10 protein-coding genes, 1 tRNA gene and 2 pseudogenes are annotated in these 13,068 nt (G+C 68.4%); 5 read left to right on the top strand and 8 right to left on the bottom strand.

Annotated features, from left to right (window positions below):
• Window positions 1-10 precede the first annotated feature (10 nt).
• The 4 genes from QNA08_RS00855 to QNA08_RS00840 all read right to left on the bottom strand — a co-directional run bounded on the left by QNA08_RS00855 (window position 11) and on the right by QNA08_RS00840 (window position 4,259).
• Window positions 11-1,096: a DNA polymerase III subunit delta' gene (locus QNA08_RS00855; RefSeq protein ID WP_283738791.1), complete on the bottom strand. Its 1,086-nt coding sequence runs from the start codon at window positions 1,094-1,096 to the stop codon at window positions 11-13.
• Window positions 1,074-1,760 (bottom strand): dTMP kinase, encoded by a 687-nt coding sequence (tmk, locus tag QNA08_RS00850; RefSeq protein ID WP_283738790.1) that lies wholly within the window; start codon window positions 1,758-1,760, stop codon window positions 1,074-1,076. The genes QNA08_RS00855 and tmk overlap by 23 nt, the downstream gene beginning before the upstream one ends.
• Window positions 1,761-1,767: 7 nt before the next feature.
• Entirely contained in the window at window positions 1,768-3,000 is a 1,233-nt protein-coding gene (locus QNA08_RS00845) for a D-alanyl-D-alanine carboxypeptidase family protein (RefSeq protein ID WP_283738789.1), read from the bottom strand.
• Between the two features lie 200 nt (window positions 3,001-3,200).
• A complete protein-coding gene (locus QNA08_RS00840) occupies window positions 3,201-4,259 on the bottom strand; it encodes a septal ring lytic transglycosylase RlpA family protein (RefSeq protein WP_283738788.1) in 1,059 nt (352 codons plus the stop codon).
• Window positions 4,260-4,948: 689 nt separating this feature from the next.
• Between QNA08_RS00840 and QNA08_RS00835 the strand changes: the two genes are divergently transcribed.
• Window positions 4,949-5,038, top strand: a tRNA-Ser gene (locus tag QNA08_RS00835).
• A gap of 148 nt (window positions 5,039-5,186) precedes the next feature.
• On the opposite strand, the pseudogene QNA08_RS00830 reads toward QNA08_RS00835, so the two are convergent.
• The 3 genes and pseudogenes from QNA08_RS00830 to QNA08_RS00820 all read right to left on the bottom strand — a co-directional run.
• Window positions 5,187-5,787 (bottom strand): annotated as a pseudogene (locus tag QNA08_RS00830) (DUF2726 domain-containing protein); the annotation flags it as partial.
• Window positions 5,788-5,887: 100 nt separating this feature from the next.
• Window positions 5,888-6,013 (bottom strand): annotated as a pseudogene (locus tag QNA08_RS00825) (IS5/IS1182 family transposase); the annotation flags it as partial.
• Window positions 6,014-6,086: 73 nt separating this feature from the next.
• Entirely contained in the window at window positions 6,087-6,311 is a 225-nt protein-coding gene (locus QNA08_RS00820; protein WP_283738787.1) for a hypothetical protein, read from the bottom strand.
• 205 nt (window positions 6,312-6,516) lie between these two features.
• Here QNA08_RS00820 and QNA08_RS00815 point away from each other — a divergent pair, with 205 nt between their 5' ends.
• The 4 genes from QNA08_RS00815 (at window position 6,517) to lexA (ending at window position 10,791) form a co-directional block, all read left to right on the top strand.
• A complete protein-coding gene (locus QNA08_RS00815; RefSeq protein WP_283738786.1) occupies window positions 6,517-7,440 on the top strand; it encodes an SMP-30/gluconolactonase/LRE family protein in 924 nt (307 codons plus the stop codon).
• 39 nt (window positions 7,441-7,479) lie between these two features.
• Window positions 7,480-8,295, top strand: coding sequence for a glucose 1-dehydrogenase (locus QNA08_RS00810; RefSeq protein ID WP_283738785.1), 816 nt, complete (start codon window positions 7,480-7,482; stop codon window positions 8,293-8,295).
• Between the two features lie 135 nt (window positions 8,296-8,430).
• Window positions 8,431-9,747 carry a 30S ribosomal protein S12 methylthiotransferase RimO gene (gene rimO, locus QNA08_RS00805; protein WP_283738784.1) on the top strand — a complete coding sequence of 439 codons (1,317 nt, stop codon included), beginning with the start codon at window positions 8,431-8,433 and terminating at the stop codon, window positions 9,745-9,747.
• A gap of 342 nt (window positions 9,748-10,089) precedes the next feature.
• Window positions 10,090-10,791 carry a transcriptional repressor LexA gene (gene lexA, locus QNA08_RS00800; protein WP_283739289.1) on the top strand — a complete coding sequence of 234 codons (702 nt, stop codon included), beginning with the start codon at window positions 10,090-10,092 and terminating at the stop codon, window positions 10,789-10,791.
• Here lexA and QNA08_RS00795 read toward each other — a convergent pair.
• Window positions 10,785-13,067 (bottom strand): ComEC/Rec2 family competence protein, encoded by a 2,283-nt coding sequence (locus QNA08_RS00795; protein WP_283738783.1) that lies wholly within the window; start codon window positions 13,065-13,067, stop codon window positions 10,785-10,787. The genes lexA and QNA08_RS00795 overlap by 7 nt on opposite strands.
• Window position 13,068: the final 1 nt, after the last annotated feature.

Here is a 13,068-nt window from a genome sequence, read left to right as displayed (position 1 = left end):
AGCGCCGCGGTCAAGCGGCGCGACAACGCCGCACGGCCTCCGCGAGGTCGCCGAAGATCGCGAGTACGAGCGGGCGGCGATCGAGGTTGAGAACTTGCGCTTCGCGCGCCGCGCGGGCGCTCTTCTCCCACACCTCCACGAGGGGCGCAAGGCGCGAGGCCCCTTCGCCCGCCCTCCCCCGCACTGTGGTGGCGATCCAATCGGCAATGGTTTCGAGCACAACGGCGAAATCGTCCTCGGCGTCGCGTCCCGCCAGATCCTCCGCAAGAAGGTAGAGCCCCGCGAGATCCTGTTCGGGCAAGCGTTCGAGCACGGCCCGGACGCGCTCGACAAGTGCGATGGTCTCGGCGTCGAGGAGCCCGACGGCCCGACGCACGGAACCTTCGGCGAGGGCCGCAGCGTGCTCGATGACTGCCGTTTCCGCCCGGTCCCACGGCGGGCCGAGGGATCGCAGCGCCCGCACGACATCGGGCTGGGTGAGCGGCCGCAACATCAGACGGCGGCAGCGCGAGCGGATGGTTGCCAAGGTCCGCCCGGGGGCATGCGCCACGATGAGGAACAGCGAACGCGGCGGTGGCTCCTCGATGACCTTGAGGAGCGCATTGGCGCTCGACAGGTTGAGATCCTCGGCGCTGTCGACGATGCAGATGCGGTAGCCATCAACGCCGGCGGTGGAGCCGAACATCGTCAGCGCCCGGCGCGCCGCGTCGACGGGAATGATGCTCGATGGTCCCTTCTTCTCCGTGCCCGGCGCCCGACGCAGCACCGTCAGGTCAGGGTGCGACAGGGCAGCCACCTTGTGGGCCACAGGATGGTTGGCCGGCACGGAGAGGTCCTGTGCCTGCCGGACCTCCAGCGCCGCAGGATCGGGATGAGCGAGGAGAAAGCGCGCGACACGGTAGGCGAAGGTCGCCTTGCCGATGCCCTCGGCCCCGCCCAGGAGCCAGGCATGATGGAGCCGGCCGCTCCGATACGCTTCGAGGAAAGCCGCCTCCGCCTCCTGATGACCGAAGAGCACCGCTCGCTCGCGCGGGTGCGGGGCACCGGGCAGGCGATCCGCCTCCAGTTCGCCCTCAGTGGCCGCCACGGACGCCATCCTTCCCCTTGATGCGCGTTGTCGCCGGTGCCAGGCGCGTCTTCACCGCCTCCCAGACACGCTCCTCGACGATCTCGGGCGCAGCGCTCGCATCAATCACCACGCAGCGCTCCGGTTCAGCCTCCGCGATATCGAGAAAAGCCTTGCGCAGCACGCGGTGGAAGCCGACGTCCTCGGCCTCGAAGCGGTCCGTTCCCTCGTTGCGCGCATTGCGGCGGGCCTCCGCGCGTGCGAGGCCGAGCTCGGGCGGCAGGTCGAGGATGAGGGTGAGGTCGGGATAGGTGGAGCCGACCACGATGCGCTCCATGGCGCGTATGACTGCGGGCTCAAGATTGCCCAATGCCCCCTGGTAGGCGCGCGTGGAGTCGGCGAAGCGGTCGCATACGACCCAGATGCCGCGCGCCAGCGCCGGGCGGATCGTATGTTCCAGGTGGTCGGAGCGAGCGGCGGAGAACAGCAGCGCTTCGGCCATGGGGCCGAGTTCCTTGGCTGCGCCCGAGAGCAGCACCTTGCGGAACTCCTCGGCCCTCGGCGAGCCACCCGGCTCGCGCGTGGCCATGGCGCGGATGCCGGCGGCGTCCAGGCGCGCCATGAGGCGCTGCACCTGCGTGGACTTGCCGGCCCCCTCCCCGCCTTCGAAGGTGATGAAACGTCCCCGCGTCAAGGCCACCTCAGATCTTGGCGAAGGCGCGGCGGGCGAGCCCCACGCCGAGTTCGATGAGCCCGTCGAAGGCGCGTTGCGAGAGGCTGCCGCGCGCAACCGCGGCAGTGCTGTAGAGCGGCAGGTCGAGCGCCTGGGTGTCGCCGCGCGTGACCCGCAGGCGCGCCACCTCCTGCCCCGGCTCGACCGGCGCGCGCAGAGGCCCCATGTAGACGATGCGTGCGACGAGCTTCTCGCTCGACCCGCGCTGCATCAGCACCTTGACGGGCACCTTGGCCGCGACGGCGACGCTGCCCTTCTCGCCGCCGTAGACCCGCACGTCGCCGACCTCCTCGCCGGCAGCAAAAAGCATGCGCGCCTCGAAGGAGCGGAACCCCCAGTCGAGCAGCTTGCGAGCCTCTGTTGCCCGGTCACGGGCGGTCTTGAGGCCGGCGACGACCACGATCAGCCTCTGATCGTTCTGCACCGCCGAGCCCACCAATCCGTAGCCGGACTCCTCAATGTAGCCGGTCTTCAATCCGTCCGCGCCGATGTCCATCGCGATGAGCGGGTTGCGGTTCTGCTGGCGGATCTTGTTCCAGGTGAACTCGCGCTGCCCGAAATACTTGTAGAGATCTGGATAGGTCTCGATCACATGTTGGGAGAGTTTCGCCAGCTCGCGGGCGGTCGTCTTCTGCTCCGGATGGCCGAGGCCGGTAGCGTTCCGGAACACGGATTTCGTCAGGCCCAGTTCGCGGGCGCGCTTCGTCATCAGGTTGGCGAAGTTGTCCTCGCTGCCGGCGATGCCTTCGGCCACGGCGATCGAGGCGTCGTTGCCCGACTGGACGACGATGCCCTGGATGAGATCGACGATCTTCACCCGGCTGCCGAGCTGGGCGAACATCGCAGAACCGCCCGACGGCGCCCCGCCCTTGCGCCAGGCATTCTCCGAGATGCCGAACTCGTCGTCGAGCTTCAGGCGCCCCTGGCGGATCTCCTCGAAGAGGACCGCCGCAGTCATGATCTTGGCCATGCTGGCAGGCGCGATCGGATCGTCTGCCGCCTTCTCGAAGAGCACGGCTCCCGTTGCCACGTCGATCAGAATGGCGTGCGGCGCCGAGGTCTGGAATCCCTGCGCCTGCGCGGCGCCCGCCAGGACGACGAGGGCGAGGCTGACTCGCGTCGCCAGGGAGTACAAACAGGCCGCCACGCGCCGGGCGCTCGCCCAGCCTGTCGGCCTTGCCCGGGCGTTGCTGCGCCACATACCTGCCGTCCCCTGCTGCATTCGCGCCCAATGTGCGTCGCAGGCCAACGGAAATCAACGTCAGCAGGACGCAATGGGCGCCTTACGGCCGGCGTCGCCGGTCATCTCTCGGGCAGGTCCAGGCCGTCGGCCTTCGTGCGGCGGACCAAGCTCGCCGCTCCCGGCGGGAGCACCCGCCGACTGCCACGCACGGCAGGCCTTCAGTTCTCGATGGTGTGGGTCTTGAAGGCCACGAAGCGCTGTGGCTTGAGGCCAGCCATCGGATCGTTCCGCCCGAATTGCACGGCGGGCGCCTCCGCCGGCGCGTAGAACAGGCTTGCAACGACAGGGCGCGTGCCCGAGATCGCCGCCGAGCGCCCGGCGCCCGACGTAGGCACCGCCACGGCGACCGGCACGCCGGCGTTCGGAATGGTGCCGAGATCGAAGGGGCGCTCCGGCGGCAGCGGGATGCCGGTTACCGGTCGGCCGACGATCGCCTCCCCGCCGGCATTCATCGCCGCGGCGGTCACGAGCGGCGCAGCCTGCCGCGGCGCCAGCGGCACGAGCGAGGCCGCCGTGGCGGCAGGTGCGCCCGCAGCCGACAGGGCGACCGCCGGCGTCGCCGAGATCTCCGGTGCCGGGCTCGTGTCCTCGGCGCTGGCCACCATGATCGGCGCGGCCGTTCCGCCCGGCAGGTTCGCGGGAGTGCCGTCGATGCGCAGCGTCGCGAGCAGCTTGCGGTCGTCGCTGCCGCGCAGCGAAGCCCGCCCGAGATACTCGACCTTGACCCTCGCCGTACCCATGCGGTGGAAATCGAGCGCCTCGGCAGCGCGCTGGGACACGTCGATCAGGCGGTTGCCGTGGTACGGGCCACGATCATTGACGCGCACCACCATCGAGCGATTGTTCGAGAGGTTCGTGACCCGCACATAGCTCGGCAGCGGCAGGGTCGGGTGCGCCGCGGCCACCGAGCCCCTGTCGAAGACCTCGCCGTTCGCCGTCAGCCGGCCGTGGAAGGCGCTGCCGTACCAGGATGCCGTTCCGACGGCCGTGTAGTTCGGGTTTTCGCGTGGGGTGTAGACGCGCCCCGCCACCGTATACGGCTTGCCCACGAGCTCACGGCCGCCCCCTTTGGGGACAGGCTGGCCAGGCTCGACCACGCGCGGGCTCGGCGCGACGCCGTATTTGGGATCGATCTTGCCGACGGTCTTCTGCGCGCTGCAATTGGCGACGACGAGCGCCAGGGCGGACACTCCCGCCACGCGCAGCGCCAGAGCCATCGCCGAATTCGGTCTGCTGGAAGGGGGGGCAATATTCTCGACGGTCGACGGCCGGTCCACTTCAGCGCATATCGGCAGTCTTCCAATCGACATTGGCTCGCCCCGTCTTGCCCCGCTCGGTCTCTTCGCGACATGGCGCGGCGGCGAAGTCGCCGTCCGACACCTTGGCGGAACGTGTCGACCGAGTGTCCGAGTACCCTGTGAAGAGACCGTTAAGTCGGCGCGAAGGAACCCGCAAGAGGGTCGCGTGACTTTTCGGCTCCCCAAGCCCGCAGCAAGTCGAGCCGTGCAATTGCGTCCGAAATGGGGCGGCCCTATGAAAGCCTTGCCCTGATTAGATCTCGGCAATGCTGCACGAAAGACAGGGTTAACGGGCGACGACATCGACATCGACGACGATTCGCCGGATCGGGCGATCTGATCGATCGGTGGAACCGCCGTCCCGCGCAGGATCTTTGCGGTTGGTCGAACGGGACGTGCCCCTGCCCTCGCGCCGGTGCGGGCCAGCGGAGGTGGTCATGTGTCCGAGGGCGGCGCCCCCGGGGGCTGGCGGGCAGCTGTTCTGACGCCCGCATGGTGTCGCGCTGGCGGTCCAGGTCGGGAACGTGCCATCGCCGGAGGGCGTGATCGCATCGCGACCGGGATCGCCTCTTGCCAAGTCCGGGCGCGGGCGGCAGAAACGCGCCACCGGACGGGTGGCCGAGTGGTTGAAGGCAGCGGTCTTGAAAACCGCCAGGGGCGCAAGTCCCTCGTGGGTTCGAATCCCACCCCGTCCGCCAACAAATACAACACTGAGCGATGGTTCAGCCTGCCCCGCCGCACCTGCTACACGGCGTCATCTCGGGGTGGTGGGGGTCGCTTGGCGCCGGGCGCATGTAGCTCATCCGTAGCCCCGAAGGCGTGCCTCGGTTCCAGTTCAGCCTCCGTCGGCTTGACAACGAGTCTCTCGACCAATCGCCGCAGTTCGGACGGGGTCCTGTGGCCCGCCACAACCTCGTGGTAACCGATGCCCGCGTCGTAGCGCTTCCTTCTTCACTGCATCGCGAGCGGCTGCGGTCCCCTGATGATGCGCCCTGCCTTGGTGTTCAATGGCGTGCCTTGGCTGACAGTCCTCATCAACCAGGAGAAAATCCACCCGCTTCGAGTTAATGCATCCGCAGGCTTCCGCGTCCTTGCTGCGGAGGATCTCGCCCAAGGAAACTTGTGCCATCACCTGCCAACCGGGATTGCAGCCGATCACTATCCGGTCCAGCTCCTTGAACACCCTCGCTTCACTCTTGTTTAGGAGCGCCCGGGCCGTGAAGTCCGCACCCATCACAATCCGCAACTGGTCAGCGGCATCAGGTTGTTTCAGCGCGGTTGGGCTTGGTTCCGCGAGCCAGGGCCGCTCGCAACTTTGCCCCCCGCGGCCCTTGTTGGTCCAGCGACTACGGTTCCTCTCCCGCCAAGCCTGCCGGCGCATCTGGGCCGCAAATTGTTCAACCGTCATGCCGAAGAAGGCACCCGCTGCCAGAACAGCAATGAGCAGGTGGGGGCTTCTCGATCAGTGCGATGATCTCGGGTGGCATGTCCTCAATCTAGCGTGGAACAACTGCAGCGGCGTGGCCCGGAGCCGTTGCTCGGGCGGGATCGAGCGTCGCCAGCGCCTCGTTCACGATCGCCCGGATCGCCCGCAGCGGATGCTTCAGCGGGATCCGGCTCTCCAGGTCGAGGTAGCAGAACAGGGAGCCCGCTCTTTCGTCCGTACCGCGCATCGAACCACTCCGTCCCTACCAGAAGACGGAATCACGCCGCGGCGCTGATGGAAAGCGCCTTTTCAGCAACCTGCTAATGCGAGACGCTGACCTCCCAGAGAGCCGCGATCTGCTCCGGTGACAGGACCTGTCCGCTCGCCGTCCTTGCCCAGGCCAGCTCGCGGTTCGCGGGGTTCTGCGTCATCGCGAAGGTGATGGCGTCCTCGAGCGTGTCGAATTCGATGATGCCGCGCTCGTCGGCGGTGTGCCCGGCGGACCAGTATTGCAGGCGGGCGGGCTTGTGGAGTTCAGCGTGCATGCCATCCTCCTTGTCTTGCGGGACCCAGCAAGAATGTAAGCGATCCTAGCCGAGAATAAGGCGAAGCGCCCGGTCTGGCCCGACGCGCAGGCGCCATGGGCCCACGTGCCGGATGGCGGGCTTGATCCGGACCGTTTAAATCGGTTGCATCGGCCGGGAGTATCGCCGTTCGAGGCGGCTCCATCGGATTGCGAGGTGATGTTTCATGCTGACCCCGTGCTTCGAGCTTCTCGACGACCGCTTTTCGCGCCTCGTGTTTGGCAATGTGCATCTCGAAAAGCTCTGGACGGGGAGCCGATGGGCCGAGGGACCGGCCTATTTCGCCGCCGGCCGCTACCTCGTCTGGTCCGATATTCCCAACGACCGCATCCTGCGCTGGGACGAGACCGACGGCTCGGTCTCCGTGTTTCGCGCCCCGGCCTACAACAGCAACGGCCATACGATGGACCGCGAAGGGCGCCTCGTCTCCTGCGAGCATCGCGGTCGCTGCGTCTCGCGCACGGAGCACGACGGCTCGCGCACGGTGCTCGTCAGCCATGTCGATGGCAAGCGGCTCAACTCGCCGAACGATGTCATCGTGAAGTCGGATGGCACGATCTGGTTCACTGACCCGACCTACGGCATCGATTCCGACTATGAGGGCGATGCGGCACCCTCCGAGATCGGGGCCTCGCACGTCTACCGCTTCGACCCCGCGACGGGAACGGTTGCGGCCGTCGCCACGGATTTCGTGAAGCCGAACGGCCTCGCCTTCTCGCCGGACGAGCGGCATCTCTACGTGGCCGACACCGGGGCGACCCATCTGCCCGACGGGCCGCGGCACATCCGCCGCTTCACCCTGTCACGTGATGGGATGCGGCTGACCGGTGGAGAGATCTTCGCCGTTTGCAGCTTCGGTCTCTTCGACGGCTTCCGTGTCGACGTCCACGGCAACCTCTGGACGAGCGCCGGCGACGGCGTGCACTGCTATGCCTCCGACGGCACGCTCCTCGGCAAGATCCGCGTGCCGGAGGTGGTCGCCAATGTCTGCTTCGGTGGCCCGAAGCGCAACAGGCTCTTCATCTGCGCCACCACCTCGCTCTATGCCGTCTACCTCAACACGCAAGGCGCCACGCGCCCCGCCCGCTGACGGCGCGGCTGGCGCATCGCCTGCACCATCGGGAGGACGATGATGGACCCGCACCGCCTGAGCGGTCGTTTCGCGCTCGTCACGGGCGCTTCCCGCGGCATCGGCCGCGCGGTCGCCGAACGCTTCGCCTTCGAGGGGGCAACCGTGGCCGTCAATCATATCGGTGACGACAGTGCTGCCGAGGAGGCCCTCGCGGCCGTCGCCGCCGCTTCGCAGGAAGGCGGGCACCCTCCCCGCTCGCATCGCATCGCGCCGGCGGACGTGTCCTCCGCCGCGGAGGTCGAGCGCATGATCGCCGAGCTCGTCGCCGCCTGGGGACGGCTCGACATTCTCGTCAACAACGCCGGCGTCCAGGCCCCGACACCGGGAGACACGTTCGACGAGGCGACCTTCGCGCGTATCCTCGCTGTCAATCTCAACGGCGCAGCTTTCTGTGCGCGTGCGGCCATCCGCCATTTCCTGTCGCGGCCGGGAGGCGGTGCGGTCGTCAACACGTCGAGCGTGCACGAGGTCGTGCCGAAGCCTTCCTTCCTCGCCTATTCCCTGAGCAAGGGCGCGCTCGGCAATCTGACGAGGACGCTCGCACTCGAATATGCTGATCGCGGCATCCGGGTGAACGCAGTCGGCCCCGGCGCGGTCGTCACCGACATCAACAGGGCGTGGGCCGGGGATGCGCAGGCCCGCGCGGCGGTCGAAAGCCACATTCCCATGGGTTTCGCAGCCGAGCCGGAGGACATCGCGCCCGTCTTCGCCTTCCTCGCCTCCGACGAAGCGCGCTATGTCACCGGCCAGACGCTCTTCGCCTGCGGCGGCCTGACCCTTTACGGCGACTTCAAGGAAAACTGGGCCTCCTGAGGCGATCGGACGCCCGGGTTCACTCGCCGGACGCTGGGCGCGACACGGCGCGCGTTGCGTCGGCCGGCGTTTCGTGCCAATCGGGCCGCCGATTTCACGAACTCCCGTCGACGTCAAGCAACGGAACCGTCCGTCATGGCCGAGGCCGCTCCCAAGATCAGTTTCGTTTCCCTCGGCTGCCCCAAGGCGCTCGTCGACTCCGAACGCATCATCACGCATCTGCGGGCCGAGGGCTACGAACTGACGCGGACGCACGAGGGTGCCGATCTCGTCATCGTCAACACCTGCGGCTTCCTCGACTCCGCCAAGGCGGAATCGCTCGAGGCCATCGGCGATGCCATGGCCAAGAACGGCAAGGTCATCGTCACGGGCTGCATGGGCGCGGAGCCAGGCGAGATCCGCGGGCGCTTTCCGGGCGTCCTCGCCATCACAGGCCCGCAGCAGTACGAGAGCGTGCTTGGCGCCGTGCACGAGGCGGCGCCGCCGGCGCATGATCCCTTCGTCGATCTGGTGCCGCCGCAGGGCATCAAGCTCACGCCGCGCCATTACGCCTATCTGAAGATCTCCGAGGGCTGCAACAACCGCTGCACCTTCTGCATCATCCCGAAGCTGCGCGGCGATCTCGTCAGCCGCCCGGCGGCGGACGTGCTGCGCGAGGCCGAGCGCCTGGTGAGGGCGGGTGTCAAGGAATTGCTCGTCATCTCGCAGGACACGAGCGCCTACGGCCTCGACCTGAAATATGCGGCGAGCCCCTGGCGGGACCGCGCGGTCAGTGCCCGCTTCTACGATCTCGCCAAGGAGCTCGGTGAGCTCGGTGCGTGGACGCGCCTTCACTACGTCTATCCCTATCCGCATGTCGACGAGGTCATCCCGCTGATGGCGGATGGGCTGGTCCTGCCCTATCTCGACATCCCCTTCCAGCACGCGGCGCCGAATGTGCTGAAGGCCATGCGCCGCCCCGCCCACCAGGAGAAGACGCTGGAGCGCATCCGCCGCTGGCGCGACACCTGCCCGGACCTCGCCATCCGCTCCACCTTCATCGTCGGCTTCCCCGGTGAGACGGACGAGGACTTCGAATTCCTTCTTGCATGGCTGAAGGAAGCGAAGCTCGACCGTGTCGGCTGCTTCCGTTACGAGGCGGTGAAGGGGGCGCCCGCCAACGACATCGCCGCGCCGGTGCCCGACGAGCTCAAGGACGAGCGCTGGCATCGCTTCATGAAGACGCAGGCCGCCGTCAGCGCCCAGCGCCTGAAGACGAAGGTCGGCCGCCGCATTCCGGTGATCATCGACGAGCCGGGCGCGACCGTGGCGAAGGGACGCTCCAAGTGGGACGCCCCCGAGATCGACGGCAACGTCTATGTCGCATCGCGGCGCCCGCTGCGCGTGGGCGACATCGTCACCGTGAAGATCGAGCGATCGGACGATTACGACCTGCACGGCATCGCCGTCTGATCTGTCGCCGCCTCCCGTCGAGACGCGAAACGGACGTTCCATCGGGTGCGCTCCGCCACAGGCCGGCGGCGCGCGAGCAGCCGCAGGCTGGCGGCGACAAGCTGTTCTATGGTCGAGCTGGCGGACGCATTTTCCGATTCGATGATGTTCGGAACGCGCCCGCGCGAGGGCGACGCCCCACAGCCACCGACGGAGCGCCTCGCACAGTCCTTGAAGCGGCGAGAACCAAGGGCATCCGCCTGCCTTGCGCCCACCTTGCGGAACACATCGGGAACAGCTATCGTCGTTCCCGATTTGTTTCGGAATCGCAATGCCCGGTGTCGGGCGGAATGGTGGGCCGAGATGTTGACGCGTAAGCAGGGCGAGCTTCTCCGCTTCATCCACGAGCGGCTGCGCGAGACCGGCGTTCCGCCGTCCTTCGACGAGATGAAGGAGGCCCTGGATCTCAAGTCCAAGTCGGGCATCCATCGCCTCATCGTGGCGCTGGAAGAGCGCGGCTTCATCCGGCGCTTGCCGAACCGGGCGCGTGCCCTGGAGGTGATCCGCCTGCCCGAATCCTCGGCCGGCACTGCCCCGCGAGGCCGCTTCACTCCGAGTGTCGTTGAAGGCGGGCTCGGCCGTTCACGACCGGTCGTGCCCGACGAGAGTGAGGGGCCCGCGCGGACGATCGCCATCCCGGTCATGGGGCGCATTGCCGCCGGCACGCCGATTTCGGCGATCCAGACCCGGAGCAATACCCTGTCGCTTCCGCCCGACCTGTTGTCGAGCGGCGAGCACTACGCGCTCGAGGTGCGCGGCGATTCGATGGTTGAGGCGGGTATCCTGGACGGCGATACGGTGATCATCCGCCGGCAGGAAACGGCGGATACGGGCGACATCGTCGTCGCCTTGATCGACGACGAGGAGGCGACGTTGAAGCGGCTGCGCCGCCGCGGCTCCTCCATCGCGCTTGAAGCCGCGAATCCGGCCTATGAGACGCGTGTGCTCGGGCCTGACCGGGTCAAGATCCAGGGCAAGCTCGTCAGCCTCCTGCGCCGTTACTGAGCGGCATCGACTTCGTCATCGTGGGCCTCCGGATCGGGGATGGAGAGCTGTGAGGGCGAGCCCTGCGCTCGCTGAGCCCGGGCGGGTGGCGTCGCGAGCCGCCGCAGCCACGGGCGCTCGCCGTTCTCCTGCCGCGCGCGCACGAGCCGAAAGCGCCCGTCTTCGGACACAAGATGCACGGCTCCCGTCGCGGCAAGGCGCGAGCGGTCGAGGACCAGCTCGGCCTTGCACGTCTCCGGGGCCTTGAGGCTCGAGATGACGATCGCGGCCCGTCGGCAATCCTCGGCGAAGGCGCGCTTGTCGCGGATCACGGCGAGGTACCGCCCGCCGGGGAGCGGAGCGACGCAGCCCCAGGGGTCGCAACCCGCAGCGGTCTTCAAGGTGGCATCGTCGATTGTCCGCGCGTCGCCGTCCGCGCGCAGCCAGTGTTCCAGCGTGAAGCGCGATGCGCGTCCGACGACGGCGAGACGGCCGTCTTCCTGGCGGACGGCAGCCGCCGCCCCGGAGCGTTCGACAACGATGTCCGGCACCACGGGATTGGCAGCGAGCGCAATGCCGAGCAGCGCCGGCGGCAGTGCGAGCCAGCGAAGGGCGGTGCTCCAGAGCGTCGCGAGCAGCAGCGCCAGGGTGAAGAGCAGGAGCACCGCGGTGTCGAATGCGGGGATGACCGTGGTCGCCCGTTCGAACCCCGAGACCCAGGCCCCGACGGCGAGCACCGGCCGCGTGGCGAGGCCCATGGCCCACCAGACCGGGGCATCGAGGCCGAAGGGATAGGCCAAGGTCCCGAGGACCGCCGCCGGCATGACGAGGAGCGAGACGAACGGGACGGCGAGCGCATTGCCGATGAGGCCGAACGGATTGAGCGTCTGGAAGTGATAGGCGCCGAACGGCGCGGTCATGATCGATGCGACGAGCGTGGTGACGAAGAGGGCGATGATGGCTCTGGCGGCCATGCGCCCCACGCGCGATGGCCAGCCGCCCCCGGTCGCCGAGGCTTCCGCGCTCGCCGGTCGCGCGCCTTCGCAGAAAGCGACGAGCCCGGCGACAGCGGCAAAGGACATCTGGAAGCTCGGGCCGAGCAGGGTCTCCGGTTCTCGGGCGAGGACGATGAGGGCCGCCACCGCGAGGTTGCGCATGGCGAGCGCAGGGCGGTCGACCAGGATCGCCGCCAGCATGACGAGCGTCATGACGAGCGAGCGCTCGGTGGCGACCTCGGAGCCCGAGAAGATGCAATAGGCCGTCGCGCCGAACATGGCGATGACGGCGGCGATCTTCTTCGTTGGCCAGAGCAGGGCCGCTCCGGGAAAGAGGGCGAGCAGGGCACGCGCGGCGCCGAAGATGGTGCTCGCGGCAAGCACCATGTGCAGCCCCGAGATGGAGACGATGTGATAGATGCCGGCCGCGCGCAGGGCAGCGTTGGTCTCCTCGCTGATGAGCCCGCGCTTGCCTGTGACCAGAGCCGCCGCGACCGCACCCGCCTGCCCTCCCGCGGCATCAGCGATACGGCGGGTGAGCGCGTTGCGCGCTTGGTCGATGCGAGTGGCAAGCGCCAGTGTCCCCGGCGGCTCGACCGGCGGAGCCCGCACCCGGACGGCACCGCTGATGGAGCCGACGGCTCCGGTACTGCGAAAGAAGGCCTCGCGGGCGAAGTCGTAGCCTCCTGGACGCGCCGGTTCGGGCGGAGGCAGCAGACGGGCCGTGGCCTCGATGAAGTCTCCCGGCTTCACGGCCGTGCCCGGGCGCAGGGTGACGCGCACGCGCGACGGTCGGTCGCCCACGGCCAGGTCAGCGAAGCCGACCAGCGCGACGACGATGCGCGCCCCTTGCCGACGCTCTTCGACGCTTTCGACGAAGCCGGTCAACGAACCGACCATGACGCGCGGCAGGATCGGCGCCGCGACGGCGCGGGTGCGCAGCGCGGCCGCGGAGAAGCCGGCAAACAGAAAGGCCAGCGCGGTGAAGGCGACATATGCGGGCCAGCGTGCGCGCAGGCGAAGAGCGGCCAAGCCTGCGGCGAGCGTGGCCGACACCGGCGCCCAGAGCTGCGGCTCACGGTCAGCGGCGAAATAGAGGAGGATGCCGAGGCCGAAGAAGACGGGCAGCCACAGGAAGAGCCGCCGCCTCTCGACCTCTGTCCACCAGAGACGCGGCACAACCCCACGCAGGTCCTCGATGGCGCTGGCGACGAACCCCGACGCCGTGAGCCGGCCCGCGTGGCGCCCGAGCGGCGCGGCGACCGCTGCGCGTGGGCGTGGCGGCGTGTGCGAAGGCTGCATC

This window comes from Chelatococcus albus (genome assembly GCF_030067675.1).
GTDB lineage: Bacteria > Pseudomonadota > Alphaproteobacteria > Rhizobiales > Beijerinckiaceae > Chelatococcus_A > Chelatococcus_A albus.
This window is presented reverse-complemented; position numbering and strand designations above follow the sequence as displayed.